The following is a 22,490-nucleotide window of genomic DNA, read 5'->3' on the forward strand; positions in this document are numbered from 1 at the left end:
TGGCGGCGTCGCAAGCAGCGACGTCCAATCGGTGTTGTGCATGCCCGCGCACGCCCTTGGACATCCCCGAAGACTGCAGGAGTAAGGACATGCGCAAGATTCTTTTGACCACGATGATCGCGGGCGTGCTGGTTGCGCCGATCGCGAGTGCCCAGGTAAGCGTTGGTGTGGGTGGCGGCGGTGGCATCGGCGTGAACGCCGGTTCGATCGGCGTTGGTGCCAGCGGTCGCACCGATGTCGGCGCGACGACAGGCGCTTCGCGCCTCGACAAGCGCGTCAGCGGCAATGCCGATGCGCAGGTGCAGGGCAATGCCGTCAGCGAAACCGCCCAGGCGGCGAATGGTGCGGCGCAGGCCGGTGCCGATACCGCAGCCGGAGTGGGTTCGACCGTACGCGGTACCGCTCGTGCCGGGGTGCAGGCGGCGACGAATGCCAGCGCGCAGGCGGTCGAGTCTGTCAACGGCAATGCCAATGCCGCGGGCAACTCGGTGCTCGGCGCCGCGGCGGATGCCGGAACCGCAACGGACGTTTCCGCGAACGTGACCGGCCAGGGCCAAGGCCAGGTGGCGGGTGGTCTCGACGGCAACGTCAACGCGGCGGCCAACGCCGTGACCCATGCAGGCGCCAACGCCGGCGGCCAGAAGGAAGAGACGGCCGATAAAACCGACAAGCAACCGGCCAAGGCGAAGCAGGCGAAGGAAAAGCCCGAGCGCTCGCGCCAGACCCGCGAGGACCGTCGTCGCTGATCACCCGGTGATTGCTGCAAACCCGAACAGGCGCCGGGAGACCGGCGCCTGGTTCTTCACTTGCATATTCAGTCCCCGGCATGGACCCATGTCGTAAGGTGGCGCCCGCGGTCGGGTTCCGGCCGCAGATCACTGGAGAACCTAATGACTATCCGCAAGCTGTTGCTACCGACCCTCATCGCCGCCGCTCTCGCAGCGCCGTCCGCCTTCGCCCAGAACGCGGATGCCAAGGACCAGGACCACAGCCAGCATCAGGGCCAGTCCGCAACGACGTCGAAGACGGACAAGGCAAAGGCCGATGCGGCCAAGTCCGACACCCGCAAGGACAAGGAAGACGCCAAGGCCAAGGCCGCGAAGAAGGATGCGAAGTCGGCCGACGAGCAGCCTGACGAACCCGAGGAAGACGGCCGCTAACCGGCTGGCTTTTCCTCACACAGAACGCCCCGCCTGCCGGGGCGTTCTGCTTTTCGGGCCGGAAAAAAGGCGCGGCGGAAGCGATGAACTTGTCGCGAGGTCGCCGTCAAGCCTCGCCCCGGCCGCAACCAGTCTGTAAACTATGGCTTTCCGGGAGCCCGCTTCCCCATGACCCCCCAAAATTCCATAACGCCGCTCGTCTTCGTCACTGGCGGTGTGGTGTCTTCGCTTGGCAAGGGCATTTCGGCCGCCTCGCTGGCCGCCATCCTCGAAGCGCGCGGCCTGCGCGTGACGATGATGAAGCTCGACCCGTACATCAACGTCGATCCGGGCACAATGAGCCCGTTCCAGCACGGCGAGGTCTACGTCACCGACGACGGCGCCGAAACCGACCTGGACCTGGGCCACTACGAGCGCTATCTGCGCACGCGTCTGTCCGGCAAGAATTCGATCACCACCGGCAAGATCTACGAGTCCGTGATCCGCAAGGAGCGCCGCGGCGACTACCTCGGCGGCACCGTGCAGGTGATCCCGCACATTACCGACGAAATCAAGCGCCGCATCGACGAGGCCACCGCCGGTTACGACGTCGGGCTGGTTGAGATCGGCGGCACCGTGGGCGACATCGAATCGCTGCCGTTCCTCGAAGCCATCCGCCAGATCCGCACCGAGCGCGGCCAGGAAAAGGCGATGTTCATGCATCTCACTCTGGTGCCGTACATCGCCGCCGCGGGTGAGCTGAAGACCAAGCCCACGCAGCATTCGGTGAAGGAACTGCGCTCGATCGGCATCCAGCCCGACGTGCTGCTGTGTCGCAGCGAGCAGCCCCTCCCCGACGGCGAGCGCCGCAAGATCGCGTTGTTCACCAACGTGCCGGAAAAGGCGGTCATTTCCGCGATCGACCTGGACAACATCTACAAGATCCCGATGTGGCTGCACCAGCAGGGTCTGGACCAGATCGTGGTCGAACGCCTGCGCCTGGAAGGCAAGGCCAAGCCCGAAGCCGACCTCTCGGAATGGAATGCCGTCGTCGATGCCGCCGAGCACCCGGTTGACGAAGTCACGATCGCGGTGGTCGGCAAGTACGTCGACCACCAGGACGCGTACAAATCGCTCGCCGAAGCGCTCAAGCATGGCGGCCTGCGCCAGCGCACCAGGGTGCGGCTGAAGTGGCTGGAATCAACCGACGTCGAGCAGAACGGCGACAAGGTCCTGCAGGACGTCGACGGCATCCTCGTGCCAGGTGGCTTCGGCGATCGCGGCTTCGAAGGCAAGGTGCGCACCGCGCAATACGCGCGCGAACACGGCCTGCCGTACTTCGGCATCTGCTACGGCATGCAGGCCGCGGTGGTCGATTACGCGCGCCATGTCCTCGGCTACACCGATGCCAACAGCACCGAGAACGACAAGCAGTCACAGCATCCCGTGATCGGCCTGATCACCGAATGGCGTACCGCGAGCGGCGAAGTCGAACGCCGCAGCGAGGAATCCGACCTCGGCGGCACCATGCGCCTGGGCCTGCAGGACCAGCGCCTCAAGCCCGGCACGCTCGCGCGCGAGCTGTATGGCAAGGACGTGGTCGGCGAGCGCCATCGCCATCGTTACGAATTCAACAACCGCTACCTCAACGAACTCGAGAACGCGGGCCTGGTGATCAGTGCGAAGTCGATGGACGAAACGCTGGTCGAGATGGTGGAACTGCCGCGCAACAAGCACCCGTGGTTCCTGGCCTGCCAGGCGCACCCGGAATTCCTGTCCACGCCGCGCGATGGGCACCCGTTGTTCGTCGGTTTCATCCGTGCAGCCCGTGAACACAAGGCGCAGGCCGGCGGCCGACTGCTGAAGGAAGCGAACGCATGAAGCTTTGCGGATTCGAGATCGGTCTCGACAAGCCGTTTTTCCTGATCGCTGGTCCCTGCGTCATCGAGTCGATGCAGCTGCAGCTCGACACCGCAGGCACGCTGAAGGAAATCACTTCCGAACTCGGCATTCCCTTCATCTTCAAGTCCAGCTTCGACAAGGCGAACCGCACCTCGGTGTCGGGCTTCCGCGGCCCCGGCCTGGAGGAGGGCCTGAAGGTGCTGGCCGAAGTGAAGAAGCAGTTCGGCGTGCCGGTGCTCACCGACGTGCACGAATACACCCCGCTGAACGAAGTCACGGCCGTCGTCGACGTGCTGCAGACGCCCGCGTTCCTGTGCCGGCAGACCGACTTCATCCAGAACGTGGCGCGCGCGGGCAAGCCGGTTAACGTCAAGAAGGGCCAGTTCCTGTCGCCGTGGGAAATGAAGCATGTCGCCGACAAGGCGCTGGCGACCGGCAACAAGGACATCATGGTCTGCGAGCGCGGCGCGAGCTTTGGCTACAACAACCTTGTCAGCGACATGCGCTCGCTGAGCGTGATGCGCGACACCGGTTGCCCGGTGGTCTTCGATGCGACGCATTCGGTGCAGCTGCCCGGCGGTGCCGGTGGCAAGAGCGGTGGCCAGCGCGAATTCGTGCCGGTGCTGTCGCGCGCGGCGATGGCGGTGGGCATCAGCGGCATCTTCATGGAAACGCATCCGCGGCCGGAAGAAGCACTCAGCGACGGCCCCAATGCCTGGCCGCTGCCGAAGATGCGCGCGCTGCTGGAGACGCTGCTCGAGATCGACCGGATCACCAAGAAGAACGGTTTCCTCGAGTCGACGGTGTAGGGCATTCCCCGCAACGTTATTTGTCCGCCCGCAGGCTGCGGGTTAAAAAACCTGCCTAACGAATTCCCCCAGAACAGCAGACCGATGACCACGATCGCCAAAGTCCATGCCCGCGAAATCCTCGACAGCCGTGGCAATCCCACGCTGGAAGCCGAAGTCACCCTGAGCGACGGCAGCTTCGGCCGCGCCGCGGTGCCGTCCGGTGCTTCCACCGGCACCAAGGAAGCCGTGGAGCTGCGCGATGGCGACAAGACGCGCTATCTCGGCAAGGGCGTGCGCAAGGCGGTCGACAACGTCAATGGCGCGATCGCCTCGGCGCTGAGCGGCCTTGATGCCGCCGACCAGGCCGCGGTGGATCGCCGTCTGATCGATCTCGACGGCACCGAGAACAAGGGCCGTCTCGGCGCGAATGCATTGCTGGGCGTTTCACTGGCCAACGCGCACGCGGTGGCCGCTTCGAAGAAGATCCCGCTATGGCAGTACCTCGCGAACGGTCGCGAAGCCGTGCTGCCCGTGCCGATGATGAACATCATCAACGGCGGTGCTCACGCGGACAACAATGTCGACCTGCAGGAATTCATGATCCTGCCGGTGGGCGTCGCCAGCTTCAGCGAAGCGCTGCGCGCGGGCACCGAGGTGTTCCATGCACTGAAGTCGGTGCTGAAGGGTCGCGGCCTGAGCACGGCGGTGGGCGACGAAGGCGGCTTCGCCCCCGACCTGCGTTCGAACGAGGAAGCGCTCGAAACCATCCTCGAAGCCATCGGCAAGGCCGGCTACAAAGCGGGCGAGGACATCCTGCTCGGCCTGGACTGCGCCGCGAGCGAGTTCTTCGATAACGGCAAGTACAACCTCACCGGCGAAGGCAAGCGCCTGACGTCGGAACAGTTCGTCGACTTCCTGGCGAACTGGGCCGCGCAATATCCGATCGTCACGATCGAGGACGGCATGGACGAGGCCGACTGGACCGGCTGGAAGCTGCTCACCGACCGCATCGGCAACAAGGTGCAGCTGGTCGGTGACGACTTGTTCGTCACCAACCCGAAGATCTTCAAGGAAGGCATCGACCAGGGCGTCGCCAACGCGATCCTGATCAAGGTCAACCAGATCGGCACGCTGACCGAAACGCTCGAAGCCATCGCAATGGCCAATGCGAACCGCTATGCGTCGATCGTGTCGCACCGTTCCGGTGAAACCGAAGACACCACCATCGCCGACATCTCCGTTGCCACCACCGCGACGCAGATCAAGACGGGGTCGCTGTGCCGCAGCGATCGCGTGGCCAAGTACAACCAGCTGCTGCGCATCGAGGAAGCGCTCGGCGCGGCGGCGAAGTACGCCGGCCGCAATGCTTTCGTGTCGCTGAAGCGCTGAGGCCGCGCACTTGGCGACGCGCTGGTTGCAGCTGGTGCTGGTGGCGCTGATCGCGCTGCTGGCCTTCCTGCAATACCGGTTGTGGTGGGGTGAGGGCGGCCGCCGTTCGGTCGCCGATCTGCACCGGCAGGTCGATCAACAGTCGCACGAGAATGAAGGCCTGCAACAGCGCAACGCGGCGCTCTCGGCCGAAGTCGAAGACCTGAAGTCCGGCGAAGCCGCCGTCGAGGAACGCGCGCGCAGCGAGCTGGGAATGATCAAGCCCGGCGAAACGTTCTATCGCGTGGTCGAGCCGCAGTCGGCTGTGGATGCGGCAGCAACCGATAGCGAAGGCGAGAAGACGGAGCCTGCGGATTGATGGCGACCTCCGCGCGGATCTGGGCTGTCATCCCTGCCGCCGGACGCGGAACGCGGTTCGGTGGCGACATTCCCAAGCAATACCTGGAAGCGGTCGGCAAGCCATTGATCGCCCACGCGCTGGACGCATTGCTTTCGCATGAGCGCATCGAAGGCGTGGTGGTCGCGCTCGCTGCCGACGACGTGCGCTGGCCGGGCTGGACTTCGTTACACGGCAAGCCGATCGTCCGCTGCACCGGCGGTGGGGAACGCGCCGATTCCGTGCTCGCCGCCCTGGATGCGCTTCCCACCGAAGTGAACGGCGATGCGCTCGTGCTCGTGCACGATGCCGCGCGGCCGAACCTGCGCGCATCCGACATCGACCGCCTGGTGGAAGCGGCCTCGCATTGCGACGACGGCGCGCTGCTGGCTGCGCCGCTACGCGATACGCTGAAGCGCGCCGGCAGCGATTCGCGTATTGCCGCAACCGAACCGCGCGATGGCTTATGGCGCGCGCTGACGCCGCAGGCGTTCCGCCGTGCGCCGCTCACCGCGGCGCTCGAGCGCGCGCGTGCGGACGGCGTCATCGTGACCGATGAAGCCATGGCGATGGAGCGCACGGGTGCCCGGCCGATGCTGGTCGAAGGGCGCGAAGACAACATCAAGGTGACCACGCCGGCAGACCTGATGTTGGTAGAGTTCCTGCTGACGCGACCTTGAGGAATAACGATGAAGCACGCACTGGCGCTGGTTCTGGCTGCCAGCTCCCTGCTGGCGCCCCAGGCGCGCGCGGGTGAAGCTGGAGATGCCTTGTCCAAATGCCTTTCCGAGTCCACCACGACCGACGATCGCCGTGCTCTCGTGCGCTGGATTTTTTCCGCGATCGCCGCGCACCCCGACCTCAAGGAATTCACGACGATCGACGCCGCGCGCCGCGAGCAGATCGAATCGGAATCCGTCGCGGTGTTCGAGCGCCTGATCGTCGAGGACTGTACGGCGCAGACCAAGCGCGCGTTGACGCAGGAAGGCACCGAAGGATTCCAGGCCGCCTTCAAGACCCTCGGAGAACTGGCGATGGGCGGCGTGGTCGAAGACGCGCAGGTCCAGGCCAGCATGGCGCAGCTCGGCGAGCGCATCGACAAGCAGCGCATCCTGCAGGCATTGCTGACGCAATGAGCATCCGCATCGGCCAGGGCTTCGACGTCCACGCCTTCGGCGATGGCGACCATGTCGTGATCGGCGGCGTGCGCATTCCACACGAGCGCGGCGTGGTCGCGCACTCGGATGGTGACGTGGCGATCCACGCCCTGTGCGACGCGATGCTCGGTGCCCTCGCGCTGGGCGACATCGGCCAGCACTTTCCTCCGGGCGATGCGCGCTGGAAGAATGCGGACAGCCGCGATTTCCTGCGCCATTGCAAGGACCTCATCGGGGAGCGCGGCTGGAGCGTCGGCAATGCGGACATTACCGTGGTCTGCGAACGCCCGAAGATCGGCCCGCACGCACGGGCCATGCGCGAGTGCCTGGCTGCCGACCTGGGCGTGGTTCTCGACGCAGTCAGCGTGAAGGCGACTACCAGCGAGAAACTTGGCTTCACCGGTCGCGGCGAAGGCGTCGCGGCGCAGGCCGTCGTCCTGCTCGTGCAGCGCTAGCCTCCGCTCAACCGGACCAGTAGCAACGTGGACTCCAATCAATCCTTGTCACGCGCCCACGGCGATGCCTTGCTCTCCGCGCGGATCCGCGCTACGCCCGAGGACTTCTTCGTCGAGGAACTGTCGGGCTTCGAACCCAGTGGCGCCGGCGAACACCTGCTGCTGACGATCGAAAAGCGGGGCATGAACACCGTTTTCGCCGCCAAGCGATTGGCGCAATGGGCGCGCGTGCCCGAGATGTCGGTGAGCTATGCCGGTCTGAAGGATCGCCATGCGGTCACGCGCCAACGCTTCAGCGTGCACCTGCCGAAGAAGGTGGCGCCGGATATCGCGCTGCTGGATTCCGACGAACTGCGTGTCCTCGAACACACCTGGCATTCGCGCAAGCTGCCACGCGGCGCCTTGGCGGGAAACCGCTTCGTGCTGGTGCTGCGCGACGTGCAGGGCGACCGCGAAGCGATCGGGCAACGCCTGCAAGCAATCGCGCAGCGCGGCGTGCCGAATTACTTCGGCGAGCAGCGTTTCGGGCGCGGCGGCGACAACGTCGCGCAGGCCTTGGCGATGTTCGGCGGACGCCGGGTTCGCCGCGAGGAACGCACGCTCCTGCTGTCCGCCGCGCGCTCGGAGCTGTTCAACCGCGTGCTTGCCGCACGGGTGCGCGCAGGCAACTGGGATTCGGCGCTCGAAGGCGAAGTGTGGTCGCTGGCGGGCAGCCGCAGTGTGTTCGGCCCGGAGCCGTTCACGGACGAGCTGGCGCGACGACTGGCCGGGTTCGACATCCATCCGAGCGGTCCGTTGTGGGGGCGCGGCGAACTGCGCAGTCGCTCCGCCGCTGCCGAAGTCGAGATGCAGGTACTGGCCGACGAGGATGCGCTCGCCCTTCGGGCAGGACTGGAATCGGCTGGCCTGGAACAGGAGCGTCGCGCATTGCGGCTACGTCCGGCGGACATGGGCTGGCAGTGGCAGGACGACACTGCGCTCCAGCTTTCGTTTTCATTGCCACCGGGCGCCTACGCCACGGTCGTGCTGGCGGAACTTGGCGACATGAATACGTTGATGGGCGCCTGATCGACCGCTTGTCGGAAAGCCATCGGCGACACTGGCCCGTCCGGGCGGCCGGCGTATAAGCAGGAATCGCACGGTCCACAGACCGTAGCCGTCCGCGCGATAGGCGCGCGGGCGCAAGAGCCGTCTGGAGATGCCGTCATGAAAGTACGCATGGCCGTATTGTCTGTGTCGATGCTTGGCCTGGCCGCGTGTGCCAGTTCCGGTGGCATGACCAGCTACAGCACCGCAACCGACAAGCAATACGCGGAAACGCGCCTGGACAACGACACCCTGTACATGGCGCGGGTCGAAGAAGCGGCGCGCCGCCGTGGCATCGATCTGCAGTGGGTGAACCCGCCGCGCAAGATCGTCGCCAAGGAGTGAGAACTCCGCCGTCGCGGATCGGTCGCGCCTGAGCCGGGCTCAGCGCAGCCGCCGCGGCGCGAGCAAGACCAGCACCGCTCCCGTGCCGCCCTGGGCCGGCGGCGCGGAGTGGAAGCCAAGGACGTCTGCGCGTTGGCGCAGCAGGCGGTCGACGAGGTTTTTCAGTACCGGGGCGTCGCGGCTCGTGAAAGGCACCGAGCCGCCATGCAGTCCTTTCCCGTGAATGATCCGGACGCAACCGGCGTCGTGCTCACGTGCATGCGCAAGGAAAGCGCGTAGCAGAGTCTCGGCTTCGCGAAGATCGAGCCCATGCAGGTCCAGTTCGTCCTGCACCGCGATTTCGCCCTTGCGTAGCCGCTGCAATGCACGTGGTGGCAACGCATCGCGCCGATACGACAGCACATCGCCGGACTGCGCGAGCGAAAGGTCCAATGCATGGCGGAATTCTTCGCGCGCGGCTGCCTCGTCGCGTTCGGCCATGCGCGCGCGTGGTTTCGGCTTCGGTGCGGAAGGTGGTGGCGCGGCATCGCGAAGCCGCCGTATCGGGCCGACGGCAGATCGGAACAGGTCGGCGTCGTCGTCGTTGTCTGACGTCATGGTCCCAGCCTAGCGCGATGCATGTCACGACGGATGACATCCAACCCGGCGACGTTGCGAAGTCCGGCATGCGGCAAAGCGCACGCCATGCCGGGCGGCCCGTGGTCATCGGCTATCATGCCGGTTCCGCTCCAAGCCACTGCCTGTGAATTAATGCGCGTTCTGGTCAGCAACGATGACGGTGTCGACGCTCCCGGCATCCAGGTTCTCGCCGCGGGGCTGCGCGCCGCGGGCCATGACGTGGTGATCGTTGCTCCGGATCGCGACCGTTCCGGCGCCAGCAACTCGCTTACGCTCGACATGCCTGTGCGGGTCGTCCAGCAGGATGCGACGACGTGGCGCGTATTCGGCACTCCCACCGACTGCGTGCACGTCGCCATCACTGGCATGCTCGAAGGCGAGCCCGACATCGTCGTGTCCGGCATCAACAACACCGCCAACCTGGGGGACGACGTCATCTATTCCGGCACTGTCGCCGCGGCGATGGAAGGCCGCTTTCTCGGCCTGCCAGCGGTGGCAGTTTCGCTGGTCACCGCCGACCACAAGGGGCAGAACTACGAAACCGCGGCACGCGCCGCCGTCGAGATCATCGCGCGGCTCGTCGCAGAGCCTCTGCCGGCCGATACCATCCTCAACGTCAACGTTCCCGACCTGCCCTGGGAACAACTTTCTGGTTTCGAAGCGACGCGCCTGGGTAATCGCCATCGTGCCGAACCCTGCATTCCGCAACGCGATCCGCGCGGCCGGCAGTGGTGGTGGATCGGTTCGGCCGGACCGGAAGCCGATGCGGGCCCGGGGACAGATTTCCATTCCGTGCGTCGCGGCCACATCTCCGTGACCCCGATCCAGGTGGACCTCACGCGCTACACGGCGCTCGAACAGGTCGCGAGCTGGGTCGGCGGCCTCACGGTTTCGACAGGGAAGGCCGCATGATGATGCGCATGAAGCTGCAGCCCGAAGCCATCGGCAGCGGCATGACTTCGCAACGCGTCCGTGATCGCCTGGTCGAGCGCCTGCGCGCGGGCACCGGCAACGGCGAGGGCATCCGCGACGAGCGCGTGCTCAACGCCATCCGCACCGTGCCGCGCCATCTGTTCGTCGACGAAGCGCTGGCCACGCGCGCGTACGAAGACACCGCGTTGCCCATAGGCCATGGCCAGACCATCTCGCAGCCATGGGTCGTGGCAAAGATGACCGAAGCCGTGCTCGAAGGCGCGCCGAACAAGGTGCTCGAGATTGGCACCGGCTCGGGTTACCAGGCCGCCGTGCTCGCTGCACTCGGCCTCGAAGTGCACACCGTCGAACGCATCGGCGAACTGCTGCGCACCGCACGCAAGCGCTTCCGCACGCTCGGCATGAACATCCGCAGCAAGCACGACGACGGCCGCATCGGCTGGCCCGAGAACGGCCCCTTCGACGCGATCATCGTCACCGCTGCTGCACCCGCCCTGGTCGACGCTCTGACGTCGCAATTGGCCGCTGGCGGCAACCTGATCGCTCCGGTAGGCGGCGCAGGCTCGCAATCGCTGATGAAACTGCACAAGGACGCCGAGGGCCAGATCACGCAGGAAGTGCTCGCGCCGGTGGTGTTCGTTCCCCTGCTTTCCGGGATGATCGATTGAAGATTTTTGGTCCGCTCTACGAACGCACCCTCGGCTGGGCGCGCCATCGCCACGCGCCGGCCTATCTCACCGGCCTGAGTTTCGTCGAAGCCATCATCTTTCCGGTGATGCCCGAAGTGATGCTTGCGCCGATGTGCGTGGCCAAGCCGAAGAGCGGTTTCTGGTTCGCCACGCTGAGCCTCGCAGGCTCGATGGCGGGCGCACTGGTGGGCTACGCGCTGGGTCACTACGCCTTCGAAGCGCTCAAGCCGGTCTTCGCCTCGCTGGGGATGCTGCATGGCATCGAGTCGGGTATCAGTGTCGTGCAGGCGAAGATGGCAGAGTCGCCGTGGGCAGTGTTCACCTTCCTGGTCCTGGGTGGCTTCATGCCAATCCCGATGAAAGTGTTCACCTGGGCGTCGGGCATCGTCGGCGTGCCCATGCTCCAATACTTCCTCAGCATGCTGATCGGTCGCGGCAAGCGCGTCTTTCTCCTCGCGGCCGCGATACGCATCGGTGGTCCGCGCGCCGAAGCCATGCTTCGCCGCTACATCGAACCGATCGGCTGGATCGCGACCCTGCTGCTGCTGGCACTGGTCGCATGGGTGGCCTGGAGAGCACGGCAAGGCGTATGACAAACACGAAGCGAATTGTCCTGGTTGGCATCGCTGTAGCCGCGCTCGCGGCCTGCACCAGCACCGTGGTGCGCAGGACGGGAACGGCGTCCGCTTCGACGTCCGCACCCGCGCCCGTTTCCACGCCGAAGTACGGCGCCACGGCGCAGGTGCAGCGCGGCGACACGCTGTACGGCATCGCCTTCCGCAATGGTGTCGACGTGCGCGACCTCGCCGAATGGAACAGCCTGAGTGCGCCGTACACCATTTATCCGGGCCAGCGCCTGCGCCTCTATCCGCGCCACGCGGCGGGCACGGCGGCTCGTCCGGTCGCCATCGAGACCCGTCCGTCGTCATCGTCTCCGGCCACGACCGCGACGCCCGATGCTGCCGCAACGGCGACGAAGCCGCCGGCGACTGCGCCCGCGACGGCTACACCTGCAACAGCGACCGCCACGAAGCCGGCACCCGTCGCATCCGCACCCGCCAGCGACATCCGCTGGCGCTGGCCGGCCGAAGGCGCATTGCTAAGCCGCTTCGTCGGCGGCGAACCGACGAAGCAGGGCGTTGATATCGCCGGCGCCAGCGGCGCGTCCGTGAAAGCTGCGGCCGATGGCGTCGTGGTCTATTCGGGCTCGGGTCTCGTCGGCTACGGTGAGCTGGTGATCATCAAGCACAACGAAGGATGGCTGTCTGCGTACGGCCACAACCGCGCACGCCTGGTGAACGAAGGCGCGATCGTGAAAGCCGGCCAGCAGATCGCGGTGATGGGCCGCACCGGTGCACCGCGCGACATGCTGCACTTCGAGATCCGTTACAACGGCAAGCCGGTCGATCCGCTGCTTTACCTCCCGAAGCGCTGAACCGGCTTCCGCGTTACTGCGGGACCAGAACAAGCCCCGCTACCACGCGGCGCCCTTCGCCCGCGAGCACATTGAACGTGCGCGCGGCGGCCGAGTTGTTCATCACTTCCACGCCCACGCCGCGGCTGAGGCATGCCGCCATCACCGCGGCCGGCGGGAAGACCTGGCTACCGCCGGTACCCAGCAGGACGACTTCCGGATCGAGCGCGAGCAGTGGCTCGAGGTCCGCAGCAGTGAGCGCGCGGGGATCGCGCACGGACCACGCTTCGACGAGTTTGTCCGGCGAAACGATGAAGCTGGAGGTCAGGTGCCGATCGTTGACGAGGGCCTGGCTGCCATCGGCGCCCCGGAGCAGGAATTCCTGGTCGGGATGTTCGAGGTTCAGCTGCATGAAGCAGGACTCCCGAGGCTATGTTTGGAAATGTGGGCGAGTCGCGAATGCGACGCCGGGCCCGGCTCAGGTTCGCGGATCAGGCGCGCGGCAGCACGATCTGCCGCTTGTCCTTGCTCGGCCGGTAGAGGACGGCCGTGTGGCCGATCCGCTGCACGAGGGCAGCGCCCACGCGCTCGGCGATATCCCCGATCATCGTGTCACGCGCGTCGCGGTCTTCGGCGCCAACCTTCACCTTGATCAGCTCATGGTGTTCGAGCGCCAGGTCGATCTCGGCGAGGAGCGCGTCGGTGATGCCTTTTCCGCCTACCTGCAGCATCGCCCTGAGATCGTGTGCCTGCCCACGCAGGAAGCGGGTCTGGGCGGCGGTCAGGGCAGTACTCATGCGGATCACGTACAAGGCAGAACGGGCGTGCAGGGTATCATGGCGGCCCGTAGTTCCCGGCTGAGCGCTCCCGTGGCGACCCGTAGCAAAAGCAGCCAGCGCTGGCTCAAGGAACACTTCTCCGACCCTTATGTGAAGAAGGCGCAGGCCGAGGGCCTGCGTTCGCGTGCCGCCTACAAGCTCGAGGAACTGGTCGAACGCGACCGCCTGCTCAAGCCCGGGATGGTGGTCGTCGACCTCGGCGCCGCGCCGGGGGGCTGGTCGCAGTGGGTCCGGCAGGAACTCAACCGCCTCGATGCGGCCCATCCCGGGCGGGTGATCGCACTGGACATCCTGGACATGCCGACCCTGGCCGGCGTGGACTTCCACCACGGCGATTTCCGCGAGGAGGCGGTGCTCGCGGCCCTCGAAGCCAGCTTGAACGGCCAGCCCGTGGACCTTGTCCTCTCCGACATGGCCCCCAATATGAGCGGTGTGGATGCGGTGGACCTGCCGCGGGCGATGCACCTGGCGGAACTGGCGATGGATTTCGCCGACCACCATCTGCGCGCCGGCGGTGCGCTCCTGATCAAGCTGTTCCAGGGCGTGGGCTTCGACGAATACGTGCGTGAATTGCGTCGTCGTTACACCAAGGTCGTGATCCGCAAGCCCGCGGCGTCGCGCAAGCGATCACCGGAAGTCTATGCACTGGCGCAGGGAAAGCTGGCGCAGATGAAATGAACCTGACCGCAAGGTCGACAGATTCGCAAAATGTCGGAAAGAGCCTGAAATACCAGCGTTTTTCTGCGACCCTAGCGGCCCTGCTTACACACCGGATGGCGGACATCCGGGCTTTCACACCAGCACGGACGGCTGAACAGGTAAACAAATGAACGATCTCGCTAAGAACCTCCTGCTCTGGGTCATCGTCGCCGTCGTGTTGATGGTGGTGTTCCAGGCGTTTGGCCCGCGCACCGGACTGGGCGCGCCCGCCAGCGAGGTCACGTATTCCCAGTTCATGAAGGACGTGAAGTCCGACCGCATCAAGTCGGTCGAGTACACCGACGACACCAACCTCGCGGTCAACGCCCTCCAGTTCGAACGCAAGGACGGCACCAAGGGCACCGCCTTCGGTCCCTCCGACAACTGGCTGGTCACCGACCTGCTCGAGCACAACGTCGAGATCACCCGCAAGGCGCCGAGCTCCGGTCCCTCGTTCTGGTCGATCGTATTCAACCTGTTGCCGATCCTGCTGATCGTCGGCTTCTGGATCTTCGTCATGCGGCAGATGCAGCAGGGCGGAAGCAAGGGCGCGATGAGCTTCGGCAAGTCGCGCGCGAAGATGCAGGGCGAGGACCAGGTCAAAGTGACTTTCGCCGACGTCGCCGGCTGCGACGAAGCGAAGGAAGAAGTGCAGGAGCTCGTCGAGTTCCTGCGCGATCCGGGCAAGTTCCAGAAGCTGGGCGGCAAGATTCCGCGCGGCGTGTTGATGGTGGGCCCGCCCGGTACCGGCAAGACACTGCTGGCGCGCGCGATCGCCGGCGAAGCCAAGGTGCCGTTCTTCTCGATCTCCGGTTCCGACTTCGTGGAGATGTTCGTCGGCGTCGGCGCCAGCCGCGTCCGAGACATGTTCGAGCAGGCGAAGAAGCACGCGCCGTGCATCATCTTCATCGACGAAATCGACGCGGTCGGCCGCCACCGTGGCGCTGGTCTCGGCGGTGGGCATGACGAACGCGAGCAGACGCTGAACCAGCTGCTGGTCGAGATGGACGGTTTCGAAGGCGGCGAAGGCGTGATCGTGATCGCGGCGACCAACCGTCCCGACGTCCTCGACCCCGCGCTGCTGCGTCCGGGCCGCTTCGACCGCCAGGTCGTCGTGGGCCTGCCTGACGTGAAAGGCCGCGAGCAGATCCTGCGCGTGCACATGCGCAAGCTGCCGCTGGCCGACGACGTCGAGCCGATGACGATCGCGCGCGGCACGCCGGGCTTCAGCGGTGCGGACCTCGCCAACCTCTGCAACGAGGCGGCGCTGTTCGCGGCGCGCGAGAACGCGAAGGAAGTCCGCATGGATCACTTCGACAAGGCGCGCGACAAGATCCTGATGGGCGCCGAGCGCCGCTCGATGGCGATGAGCGAGCAGGAAAAGAAGCTCACTGCGTATCACGAAGCTGGCCACGCCATCGTTGGCCGCATGGTTCCGGAGCACGATCCGGTCTACAAGGTCACGATCATTCCGCGCGGCCGCGCGCTAGGCGTGACCATGTACCTGCCGGAAGGCGACAAGTACAGCTACAACAAGGTCGCGATCGAATCGCAGCTGTGCTCGCTGTATGGCGGACGCGTCGCCGAAGAACTGATCTTCGGTGCCGACAAGGTCACCACCGGCGCATCGAACGACATCGAACGCGCGACCAAGATGGCGCGCAACATGGTCACCAAGTGGGGCCTGTCGGATGAACTCGGCCCGATCGCCTATGGCGAAGAAGACGAGGAAGTCTTCCTCGGTCGTTCGGTCACGCAGCACAAGAACGTCTCCAACGAGACCGCGCGCAAGATCGACGAGGTGGTGCACACCATCCTCGACAAGGCCTACGGACGCAGCACCCAGATCCTCAAGGAACACCTGGACAAGCTGCACTCGATGGCCGAAGCGCTGTTGCTGTACGAAACCATCGACGCCAGGCAGATCGACGCGATCATGGATGGCCGTGACCCGCCGCCGCCGGAAGGCTGGACCAAGAACGGCAATGGCAAGCCGGCGGAAGTGCCGCCTCTGCCGCCGATCGCCGGGCCTGCTGCGCAGACCTGAGCTGTAATTCGGGAATGATCCATAAGACAACGGCGCCGGAAAACCGGCGCCGTTTCTTTTAGACACCGCGAGGGCCATCGCTTGAACCGCTGCCCGTCATTCCCGCGAAAGCGGGAATCTAGTCTTTCGGCGTACTACAAGGACGAGATTCCCGCTTCGCGGGAATGACGAGCAAAAGCAGCCCGGCTGCACTAGTCTGGACGGGACCTGGTAACCCGTAACTCGGCATGTTCGACACCACGCCAACCCTCGACTGCAACGGCCGCATGCTCGTCCTCGATCGCGTACGCGTCATGGGCATCGTCAACGTCACGCCGGATTCGTTCTCCGATGGGGGCGAACACGCAACGCTGGATGCAGCGGTCGCGCACGGCGTGAAGCTCGCGGAAGAGGGGGCCGACATCCTCGACATCGGCGGCGAATCGACGCGGCCCGGTGCGGACGAAGTCAGTGTCGAGGAAGAGTTGCGCCGCATTATTCCCGTGATCGAGCGGCTGGCAAAGCAGACCACCGTCCCGATCAGCATCGATACGTCCAAACCCGAAGTCATGCGCGACGCCATCGCGGCCGGCGCCAGCATGATCAACGACGTCTACGCACTGCGCCGCGAAGGCGCGCTCGACGCCGCGGCCGAACTCGGGGTTCCCGTGGTGCTGATGCACATGCAGGGCGAACCGCGCTCGATGCAGGCCGCGCCGCAGTACGACGACGTGGTCGCGGAAGTGCACCGCTTCCTCGCCGAACGCATCTTCGCCGCGGAAATGGCCGGCATCGCCAAGAAAAAGATCATCGTCGATCCCGGCTTCGGCTTCGGGAAGAACCGCGAACACAACCTCATGCTGCTCGCGCAGCTCGAACGCTTTGCCGAACTCGGCGTGCCGCTGCTGGCGGGACTTTCGCGCAAGAAGACGATCGGGGACATCACCGGCCGCGAGGATGCGCACGATCGCGTCTTCGGCTCGGTGGCGGCCCACGTGATCGCGGCACAACGCGGCGCGAAGCTGGTACGCGTGCACGACGTCGCCGCAACCGTCGACGCGCTCAAGGTGTGGAACGCGGTCGCCGCGTTGCCCCCGCCGAAAACGAAGCCCGCAAGTCCGGGCATCCGCTGGCCCGACGACGACTGAGCGCTCCGCTTCGACTTGTGCACAACGGCTGTGGGCAAGCTGCGAGTACATCCTGTGGACAAGTGGCTGCCGCCCAGACGTGACGGGGCTGTCAAGCGGATTGGTCAAATTTTCACCAACCGCGGCGATAATTTTTTCTGGTCATTTTTTGGCCAAACCGCTTGACACGCTTGTCCTGCAAGGCGCGCATGCGTTTGTCCACAGGATGTACCAACAGCTTGCCCACAGGCGTTGTGGGCAAATGCACGGGCGCGATGCCGAAGCGCTCAATCCAGGAACGCCGGCGTCCACAGTTGCGACCAGCGCGCGAGCTTGGCGTCCGGCGCCAACTGTTGTGGTGATGCCGCGACTTCGGCAGCGAACAGCTCGCGTTCGTCGAAGCTGTTGCGGTTGATCGCGCCACGCAAAACCCCGTCAGCGCCCGTGGAGGCGGCGGCGACGAGCACGCCGCAGTGGCCGCAGAAGAGGAATTCGGCCTGGCCCGATCCCTGCCGATAGCGGCGCAGCGCATCCGAAGCGGTAATACGAAGCCGTCCGGCCGCATCGGATATCCACGCGGCACGGTGCCGCATGCAGAAGTCGCAGTCGCAGGCGCGCGGGGTGAAGTCGGGCAGCGCGCGCTGCGTCGCGAAGGCGAATTGCACGGCGCCGCAATGGCAGCCGCCGTGATGCGCCGGAGTGGTTGGATCAGTCACAGCCGCCACCTCCACCACCGTCAGTCGAATCCATGCAAAGTGAAGTGGCGTGATCCGAACCCGAGACGCCTCCGCCTTCAAGGAGCGTGCCGGCGCCCTCGACGCCAACCGTGCGAGATGGACGTCCGTGGCGCGATGCCTTCCACGCGACTACGACAAGCGCCGTAACACCAGCCAACACGACAACCCAGATCCGCAGACCTCCTCGGGGCCGCGCAACCAGCCTAACCCGCCAATCCGGGCAAATGCGATCCACCCCGCACTCCCGCATGCTGCCCTGCGCCATCCGCCTCTGTGGCACATCGCATTGCCCCGGTCGATGGCTCACTATGTGCGCTCCGTTCGTCCGTCAGATACGAGGGTTGTATGCAGGCATGGCTCCGGCGCAAGGACATCAACCAGGTCACGGTGCATGAGGAAGGGCGCCGGCTGGTGCCCACCCTGGGTTGGCCTCATCTGGTCGCACTGGGCATCGGCGCCATCGTCGGCACGGGTATCTACACGCTGATCGGCGTGGGCGCGAACCTTGCCGGCCCGGGCGTGCTGCTGTCGTTCCTGGTGGCGGGCGTGGTCTGCGCCTGCGCCGCGCTGGCGTACGCCGAGATGGCCACGATGATGCCGGCTGCAGGCAGCGCGTATACCTACAGCTACATCGCACTTGGGGAAACGATTGCCTGGATCGTAGGCTGGAGCCTGATCCTCGAATACACGCTGGTGGTGAGCACGGTCGCGGTCGGCTGGTCCGGATATGCGGTCGGCTTCCTCAAGGGCGTCGGCGTCGATCTTCCGCAGGCATTGACGGTCGGGCCGCACGCCGGTGGCTTCGTCAACCTGCCTGCCATCGCGATCACCTGGGTCGTCGCTGGCGCATTGATCGTCGGTACCCGCGAGAGCGCAACGCTCAACGCGATCCTGGTGGTGGCGAAGCTGCTGGCCCTCGGAGTATTCGTCGCGGTCGCGTTGCCGGCATTCGATGCGTCCAATCTGCATCCGTTCATGCCGTACGGATTCGCTGAATCGGCCGGTCCCGACAACGTCAAGCACGGCGTGATGGCGGCGGCGGCGATCATCTTCTTCGCGTTCTACGGCTTCGACGCGATCTCCACCGCGGCCGAGGAAACCAAGAACCCCGGCCGCGACCTCTCGATCGGCATCGTCGGTTCGATGATCGGCTGCACGCTGATCTACATGGTCGTGGCATTGGCCGCGGTCGGTGCCATGCATTACACCGTCTTCGGCCAGAGTCCCGAACCGCTGGCGCTGATCATGCGCGAACTCGGACACGGCGCGGCGGCGAAGATCGTTGCCGCTGCGGCGGTGGTGGCGCTGCCGACCGTGCTGCTGGCGTTCTTCTACGGACAGAGCCGCATCTTCTTCGTGATGTCGCGCGACGGCCTGCTGCCGCGCAGCCTGTCGAAGGTCGGCAAGCGCGGCACGCCGGTGGTGATCACGGTGTTCACTGCAGTCGTGACCTCGGCATTGGCCGGCGTGGCGCGCCTCGATGAAATCGCCGCGCTGGCGAATGCCGGCACGCTGATCGCCTTCATCGCGGTCGCCGCCTGCCTGTTGGTGCTGCGCAAGCGCGATCCGCATCGCACGCGTGTTTTCCGCGCGCCGCTGGCATGGCTGGTCGGGCCGCTCGCGATCCTCGGCTGTGCGTACCTGTTCTCGAGCCTGCCGACCCGGACCCAGCTCTGGTGCCTGTTGTGGAACGCGTTCGGGCTGCTGGTCTATCTGGTGTACGCGCGGAGGAACAGCCTGCTGGCGAAGTTCTCACCGCAGGCGGCTGGTTAGTTGAAGCCGCGCGCAGTCGAAGCACACATCGACTGCGCGCAACGAAGGCCGGGTAGGAAATGAGCGCCGATACGCGCCCGCTCGCCATTGCAGTGATGGGCCCCACGGCGTCGGGCAAGACGGCGTATGCGCTCGAACTCGCCGAGCGTTTCGATGGCGAAATCGTCAGCGTCGATTCCGCGCTGGTGTATCGCGGCCTCGACATCGGCGCGGCGAAGCCCACTGCCGAAGAGCAGGCGGCGATCCCGCACCACATGCTCGACCTGCGCGAACCCTGGCAGCCGTATTCGGCCGCCGAATTCGCCAACGATGCGCGCAAGGTGCTCGACGACATCGCCAGCCGCGGCAAGCTCCCGATCCTCGCGGGCGGCACCGGCCTCTACTTCCACGCACTGCTGCATGGTCTGTCGGACATGCCTGAGGCTGACGCCGAAACACGCGCGCGCATCGAAGCCGAAGCGAGCGAACGCGGCTGGGCCGCGATGCACGCCGAGCTGCAACGCATCGATTCCGAAGCAGCAACACGTATCCACGCCACCGATGCGCAGCGGATCCAGCGCGCACTGGAAGTGTTCCGCCTCTCCGGCCGAACGATCAGCGACTGGCGCCGCGCTGCGCTCAACGCGCCGCGACTGCCGTTCCGCGTGTTGAAGCTGGTGCTGGCCCCAGCCGATCGCGGCGTCCTGCACCAGCGCATCGAGCGTCGCTTCGACGCGATGCTCGAAGCCTGCTTCCTCGACGAAGTCCGGCGTCTGCGCGCGCTGCCGCCATTGCAGGCGCTTCCGCGTCCGCTCGACTTGCCCGCATTGCGCGCCGTCGGTTACCGGCAGGCATGGGAACACCTCGACGGAGCCACCGACGCCCGCGAATTCCGCGATCGCGCCATCTTCGCCACGCGCCAGCTCGCCAAGCGCCAGCTCACCTGGCTACGGGGGGAGCTCGACGCGCGCTGGTTCGATCCCCAGCAGCAGCGCGACGCACTGGAAGAAGCCCTGCGCCTGTTTTTACCGGCGTGCCTGCCCACGTAATGCCGGCGTTTGCCGCCGTTCCCCGATCTTCACGCCCGTTCCCGCGTGGCAGCTGCTAAAACGCGATACTGGTACCGCTCGCTTCGCGCCCGGCTGAGTTACCATCGGACGGTCGTTCGTGCGGGGACAGCACCGACGATGCGATGCGGCCGCGCCGCACGCGACCTATAACTAGAAAGAAAGTGGGGAAAACATGTCGAAGGGGCAATCCTTGCAGGACCCATTCCTGAATGCTTTGCGGCGCGAGCGCGTGCCGGTGTCGGTCTACCTGGTCAACGGCATCAAGCTGCAGGGCACGATCGAGTCGTTCGACCAGTTCGTGGTCCTGCTGCGCAATACGGTCAGCCAGATGGTCTACAAGCATGCGATTTCCACCGTCGTGCCGGCGCGCAACGTGCGCGTGGGGCCGGGTGGCGGCCATGTCCAGCCGGGTGAATCCGGTGAAGAGGGCGACGAAGCCGAGTAAGCCGGCTTCGTGGCGTTGGCCCGGCGGCATTGAAGCCGGACTCGCGCACCCCCATCCATCCTTCCCCGCTCTGGGGAAGGAGTAGAAAGGCCGAATGTTTGAACGTTCCCGCAAGGGCGAACACGCGCTTCTGATCCAGCCCCATGCCGGCGGTCCGCCGGACGAAGGCCTGATGGAGGAGTTCGCGGATCTCGCCCGCTCGGCCGGCGCTACCGTCGCCGCGCTGCTCACCGCGCGCATCGACCGCCCCAATCCCGCGACGCTGGTCGGCAGCGGCAAGCTGGAGGAAATGAAGGCAGCCGCCGATGCCAGCGGTGCCGATCTCATCCTCGTCAACTTCGCGCTGTCGCCGGGCCAGGAACGCAATCTCGAGAAGGCGTTGCAGCGGCGCGTCGTCGACCGCACCGGCCTGATCCTCGACATCTTTTCCCAGCGCGCGCAGAGCGCCGAAGGCAAGCTGCAGGTCGAACTTGCGCAGCTCAAGCACATGGCCACGCGCCTGGTGCGTGGCTGGACCCATCTCGAGCGCCAGCGCGGCGGCGCCATTGGCCTGCGTGGTCCCGGTGAGACACAGCTTGAAACCGACCGCCGCCTGTTGCAGAAGCGGCTCGAGCAGTTGCAGAAGCGTCTCGACAAGGTCGAAGTGCAGCGCACGCAGATGCGCCGCGCGCGCATGCGCAGCGAACTCCCGCGCATCGCACTGGTCGGCTATACCAATGCCGGTAAATCGACGTTGTTCAACGCACTCACCGGCGCGGCGGCCTATGCGGCCGACCAGTTGTTCGCCACGCTGGACCCGACGGTGCGCCGCATTGCGTTGCCGGGTGGTGGTGCCGTGCTTGCGGATACGGTCGGCTTCGTCCGCGATCTTCCGCACGAGCTGGTGGCTGCATTCCGTTCGACCCTTTCGGAAGCGCGCGAAGCGGACCTGCTCCTGCATGTCGTCGACGCCGCCGATCCGCTGCGCGAGGAGCGCATCCGCCAGGTCGACGACGTGCTCGCCGACATCGGCGCGGGCGACCTGCCGCAGCTGCTCGTCTTCAACAAGATCGACCGGCTCGAACGCGAAGGCGATTCCGGCGAAGGGTGGTCCGCCCCGGAACCGCGCCATGACCATCCCGCCGAAGGTCGACAGCGCGTCTGGGTTTCGGCCCAACTCGGCCTCGGCCTGGACCTGCTGCGCAAGGCGCTCGCCGAAGTGCTCGAACTGCGCCACGTCGCCGGCGAAGTGCGGCTGCCCTCGCAGGCGGCGCGCCTGCACGCGCGCCTGCACGCTATCGGGGCGATCCGCGGGGAGAAGCACGACGAGCAGGGTTGGCTGTTGCAGGTCGACATGGCTATCGCGGACGCGCAGAAACTCTATGTGCAGGCCCATGGCGAAGCCCTGCGGCCACTGCTCGAGGCGGCCGGCGCGCTGGAAGACGAAACGGCAGGCTGGTAGCACGCCTTGTTTGAGGCCTTGTCGGCCCTCACCTAGAATCGATGCACGCCGACGGGCGTG

The 22,490-nt window shown here is 65.8% G+C and carries 26 protein-coding genes; 22 read left to right on the forward strand and 4 right to left on the reverse strand.

The window, feature by feature from the left end; translation table 11 throughout:
* Positions 1-89: 89 nt before the first annotated feature.
* The 11 genes from ASD14_RS03700 to ASD14_RS03750 all read left to right on the forward strand — a co-directional run bounded on the left by ASD14_RS03700 (position 90) and on the right by ASD14_RS03750 (position 8,640).
* A complete protein-coding gene (locus tag ASD14_RS03700; RefSeq protein WP_056129198.1) occupies positions 90-746 on the forward strand; it encodes a hypothetical protein in 657 nt (218 codons plus the stop codon).
* 144 nt (positions 747-890) lie between these two features.
* Entirely contained in the window at positions 891-1,160 is a 270-nt protein-coding gene (locus ASD14_RS03705; RefSeq protein ID WP_056129201.1) for a hypothetical protein, read from the forward strand.
* A gap of 186 nt (positions 1,161-1,346) precedes the next feature.
* A complete protein-coding gene (locus ASD14_RS03710) occupies positions 1,347-3,020 on the forward strand; it encodes a CTP synthase (protein ID WP_056132045.1) in 1,674 nt (557 codons plus the stop codon).
* Positions 3,017-3,850 carry a 3-deoxy-8-phosphooctulonate synthase gene (gene kdsA / locus ASD14_RS03715; RefSeq protein ID WP_056129204.1) on the forward strand — a complete coding sequence of 278 codons (834 nt, stop codon included), beginning with the start codon at positions 3,017-3,019 and terminating at the stop codon, positions 3,848-3,850. Before ASD14_RS03710 ends, kdsA begins: the two co-directional genes overlap by 4 nt.
* An 84-nt stretch (positions 3,851-3,934) precedes the next feature.
* Entirely contained in the window at positions 3,935-5,221 is a 1,287-nt protein-coding gene (gene eno, locus ASD14_RS03720) for a phosphopyruvate hydratase (protein ID WP_056129206.1), read from the forward strand.
* Positions 5,222-5,231: 10 nt separating this feature from the next.
* Entirely contained in the window at positions 5,232-5,579 is a 348-nt protein-coding gene (gene ftsB / locus ASD14_RS03725) for a cell division protein FtsB (protein WP_056129209.1), read from the forward strand.
* Positions 5,579-6,277, forward strand: a complete 699-nt coding sequence (gene ispD / locus ASD14_RS03730; RefSeq protein WP_056129212.1) for a 2-C-methyl-D-erythritol 4-phosphate cytidylyltransferase — start codon at positions 5,579-5,581, stop codon at positions 6,275-6,277. Before ftsB ends, ispD begins: the two co-directional genes overlap by 1 nt.
* A gap of 9 nt (positions 6,278-6,286) precedes the next feature.
* A complete protein-coding gene (locus ASD14_RS03735) occupies positions 6,287-6,733 on the forward strand; it encodes a hypothetical protein (protein WP_056129216.1) in 447 nt (148 codons plus the stop codon).
* Complete coding sequence (gene ispF, locus ASD14_RS03740; protein WP_056129219.1) at positions 6,730-7,209, forward strand: 2-C-methyl-D-erythritol 2,4-cyclodiphosphate synthase; 480 nt, start codon at positions 6,730-6,732, stop codon at positions 7,207-7,209. Before ASD14_RS03735 ends, ispF begins: the two co-directional genes overlap by 4 nt.
* Positions 7,210-7,254: 45 nt before the next feature.
* Positions 7,255-8,277, forward strand: coding sequence for a tRNA pseudouridine(13) synthase TruD (gene truD, locus ASD14_RS03745; RefSeq protein ID WP_056129222.1), 1,023 nt, complete (start codon positions 7,255-7,257; stop codon positions 8,275-8,277).
* Positions 8,278-8,415: 138 nt separating this feature from the next.
* On the forward strand, positions 8,416-8,640 hold the full coding sequence (locus tag ASD14_RS03750) for a hypothetical protein (RefSeq protein ID WP_157475051.1): 225 nt from the start codon (positions 8,416-8,418) through the stop codon (positions 8,638-8,640).
* A gap of 39 nt (positions 8,641-8,679) precedes the next feature.
* Here ASD14_RS03750 and ASD14_RS03755 read toward each other — a convergent pair whose 3' ends face one another.
* Positions 8,680-9,237 carry a Smr/MutS family protein gene (locus tag ASD14_RS03755; RefSeq protein WP_056129226.1) on the reverse strand — a complete coding sequence of 186 codons (558 nt, stop codon included), beginning with the start codon at positions 9,235-9,237 and terminating at the stop codon, positions 8,680-8,682.
* 153 nt (positions 9,238-9,390) lie between these two features.
* Between ASD14_RS03755 and surE the strand changes: the two genes are divergently transcribed.
* From surE to ASD14_RS03775, 4 genes are read left to right on the forward strand one after another with little or no spacing between them, the layout of a single operon-like run.
* The gene (gene surE / locus ASD14_RS03760) at positions 9,391-10,170 is read left to right on the forward strand and encodes a 5'/3'-nucleotidase SurE (RefSeq protein ID WP_056129229.1); all 780 of its coding nucleotides are present in this window, start codon (positions 9,391-9,393) and stop codon (positions 10,168-10,170) included.
* A complete protein-coding gene (locus tag ASD14_RS03765) occupies positions 10,167-10,859 on the forward strand; it encodes a protein-L-isoaspartate(D-aspartate) O-methyltransferase (RefSeq protein ID WP_056129233.1) in 693 nt (230 codons plus the stop codon). Before surE ends, ASD14_RS03765 begins: the two co-directional genes overlap by 4 nt.
* Entirely contained in the window at positions 10,856-11,473 is a 618-nt protein-coding gene (locus ASD14_RS03770) for a YqaA family protein (protein ID WP_056129236.1), read from the forward strand. Before ASD14_RS03765 ends, ASD14_RS03770 begins: the two co-directional genes overlap by 4 nt.
* Positions 11,470-12,315, forward strand: a complete 846-nt coding sequence (locus ASD14_RS03775) for a peptidoglycan DD-metalloendopeptidase family protein (RefSeq protein WP_157475053.1) — start codon at positions 11,470-11,472, stop codon at positions 12,313-12,315. Before ASD14_RS03770 ends, ASD14_RS03775 begins: the two co-directional genes overlap by 4 nt.
* A 13-nt stretch (positions 12,316-12,328) precedes the next feature.
* Here the strand turns inward: ASD14_RS03775 and ASD14_RS03780 are convergent, their stop codons facing one another.
* Together ASD14_RS03780 and yhbY are read right to left on the reverse strand one after the other, a co-directional pair.
* Positions 12,329-12,706, reverse strand: coding sequence for an Mth938-like domain-containing protein (locus tag ASD14_RS03780; RefSeq protein WP_056129244.1), 378 nt, complete (start codon positions 12,704-12,706; stop codon positions 12,329-12,331).
* Between the two features lie 79 nt (positions 12,707-12,785).
* Complete coding sequence (gene yhbY, locus ASD14_RS03785; RefSeq protein WP_056129247.1) at positions 12,786-13,091, reverse strand: ribosome assembly RNA-binding protein YhbY; 306 nt, start codon at positions 13,089-13,091, stop codon at positions 12,786-12,788.
* Between the two features lie 72 nt (positions 13,092-13,163).
* Between yhbY and rlmE the strand changes: the two genes are divergently transcribed.
* The 3 genes from rlmE to folP all read left to right on the forward strand — a co-directional run bounded on the left by rlmE (position 13,164) and on the right by folP (position 17,006).
* Complete coding sequence (rlmE, locus tag ASD14_RS03790; protein ID WP_056129248.1) at positions 13,164-13,811, forward strand: 23S rRNA (uridine(2552)-2'-O)-methyltransferase RlmE; 648 nt, start codon at positions 13,164-13,166, stop codon at positions 13,809-13,811.
* 148 nt (positions 13,812-13,959) lie between these two features.
* Positions 13,960-15,879: an ATP-dependent zinc metalloprotease FtsH gene (gene ftsH, locus ASD14_RS03795; RefSeq protein ID WP_056129251.1), complete on the forward strand. Its 1,920-nt coding sequence runs from the start codon at positions 13,960-13,962 to the stop codon at positions 15,877-15,879.
* Between the two features lie 227 nt (positions 15,880-16,106).
* A complete protein-coding gene (gene folP / locus ASD14_RS03800; RefSeq protein WP_056129253.1) occupies positions 16,107-17,006 on the forward strand; it encodes a dihydropteroate synthase in 900 nt (299 codons plus the stop codon).
* A gap of 266 nt (positions 17,007-17,272) precedes the next feature.
* Here folP and ASD14_RS03805 read toward each other — a convergent pair whose 3' ends face one another.
* The gene (locus tag ASD14_RS03805) at positions 17,273-17,782 is read right to left on the reverse strand and encodes an aldehyde-activating protein (RefSeq protein ID WP_157475057.1); all 510 of its coding nucleotides are present in this window, start codon (positions 17,780-17,782) and stop codon (positions 17,273-17,275) included.
* Positions 17,783-18,067: 285 nt separating this feature from the next.
* Here ASD14_RS03805 and ASD14_RS03810 point away from each other — a divergent pair, with 285 nt between their 5' ends.
* The 4 genes from ASD14_RS03810 (at position 18,068) to hflX (ending at position 22,430) form a co-directional block, all read left to right on the forward strand.
* Positions 18,068-19,495, forward strand: a complete 1,428-nt coding sequence (locus tag ASD14_RS03810; RefSeq protein ID WP_056129254.1) for an amino acid permease — start codon at positions 18,068-18,070, stop codon at positions 19,493-19,495.
* A gap of 59 nt (positions 19,496-19,554) precedes the next feature.
* Complete coding sequence (gene miaA, locus ASD14_RS03815) at positions 19,555-20,523, forward strand: tRNA (adenosine(37)-N6)-dimethylallyltransferase MiaA (RefSeq protein WP_056129257.1); 969 nt, start codon at positions 19,555-19,557, stop codon at positions 20,521-20,523.
* 193 nt (positions 20,524-20,716) lie between these two features.
* Positions 20,717-20,989, forward strand: a complete 273-nt coding sequence (hfq, locus tag ASD14_RS03820; protein WP_056129260.1) for an RNA chaperone Hfq — start codon at positions 20,717-20,719, stop codon at positions 20,987-20,989.
* A 94-nt stretch (positions 20,990-21,083) separates the two neighbouring features.
* Positions 21,084-22,430, forward strand: a complete 1,347-nt coding sequence (hflX, locus tag ASD14_RS03825; protein WP_056129263.1) for a ribosome rescue GTPase HflX — start codon at positions 21,084-21,086, stop codon at positions 22,428-22,430.
* Positions 22,431-22,490: the final 60 nt, after the last annotated feature.

The organism is Lysobacter sp. Root494 (assembly GCF_001427225.1).
Lineage (GTDB): Bacteria > Pseudomonadota > Gammaproteobacteria > Xanthomonadales > Xanthomonadaceae > Agrilutibacter.

Coding starts and splice junctions, on each gene's coding strand:
- ASD14_RS03700 (WP_056129198.1), top strand. CDS start 90: ATGCGCAAGATTCTTTTGACCACGATGATCGCGGGCGTGCTGGTTGCG.
- ASD14_RS03705 (WP_056129201.1), top strand. CDS start 891: ATGACTATCCGCAAGCTGTTGCTACCGACCCTCATCGCCGCCGCTCTC.
- kdsA (WP_056129204.1), top strand. CDS start 3,017: ATGAAGCTTTGCGGATTCGAGATCGGTCTCGACAAGCCGTTTTTCCTG.
- eno (WP_056129206.1), top strand. CDS start 3,935: ATGACCACGATCGCCAAAGTCCATGCCCGCGAAATCCTCGACAGCCGT.
- ispD (WP_056129212.1), top strand. CDS start 5,579: ATGGCGACCTCCGCGCGGATCTGGGCTGTCATCCCTGCCGCCGGACGC.
- ASD14_RS03735 (WP_056129216.1), top strand. CDS start 6,287: ATGAAGCACGCACTGGCGCTGGTTCTGGCTGCCAGCTCCCTGCTGGCG.
- ispF (WP_056129219.1), top strand. CDS start 6,730: ATGAGCATCCGCATCGGCCAGGGCTTCGACGTCCACGCCTTCGGCGAT.
- ASD14_RS03750 (WP_157475051.1), top strand. CDS start 8,416: ATGAAAGTACGCATGGCCGTATTGTCTGTGTCGATGCTTGGCCTGGCC.
- ASD14_RS03755 (WP_056129226.1), bottom strand. CDS start 9,237: ATGACGTCAGACAACGACGACGACGCCGACCTGTTCCGATCTGCCGTC.
- surE (WP_056129229.1), top strand. CDS start 9,391: ATGCGCGTTCTGGTCAGCAACGATGACGGTGTCGACGCTCCCGGCATC.
- ASD14_RS03765 (WP_056129233.1), top strand. CDS start 10,167: ATGATGATGCGCATGAAGCTGCAGCCCGAAGCCATCGGCAGCGGCATG.
- ASD14_RS03775 (WP_157475053.1), top strand. CDS start 11,470: ATGACAAACACGAAGCGAATTGTCCTGGTTGGCATCGCTGTAGCCGCG.
- ASD14_RS03780 (WP_056129244.1), bottom strand. CDS start 12,706: ATGCAGCTGAACCTCGAACATCCCGACCAGGAATTCCTGCTCCGGGGC.
- yhbY (WP_056129247.1), bottom strand. CDS start 13,091: ATGAGTACTGCCCTGACCGCCGCCCAGACCCGCTTCCTGCGTGGGCAG.
- ftsH (WP_056129251.1), top strand. CDS start 13,960: ATGAACGATCTCGCTAAGAACCTCCTGCTCTGGGTCATCGTCGCCGTC.
- folP (WP_056129253.1), top strand. CDS start 16,107: ATGTTCGACACCACGCCAACCCTCGACTGCAACGGCCGCATGCTCGTC.
- ASD14_RS03810 (WP_056129254.1), top strand. CDS start 18,068: ATGCAGGCATGGCTCCGGCGCAAGGACATCAACCAGGTCACGGTGCAT.
- miaA (WP_056129257.1), top strand. CDS start 19,555: ATGAGCGCCGATACGCGCCCGCTCGCCATTGCAGTGATGGGCCCCACG.
- hfq (WP_056129260.1), top strand. CDS start 20,717: ATGTCGAAGGGGCAATCCTTGCAGGACCCATTCCTGAATGCTTTGCGG.
- hflX (WP_056129263.1), top strand. CDS start 21,084: ATGTTTGAACGTTCCCGCAAGGGCGAACACGCGCTTCTGATCCAGCCC.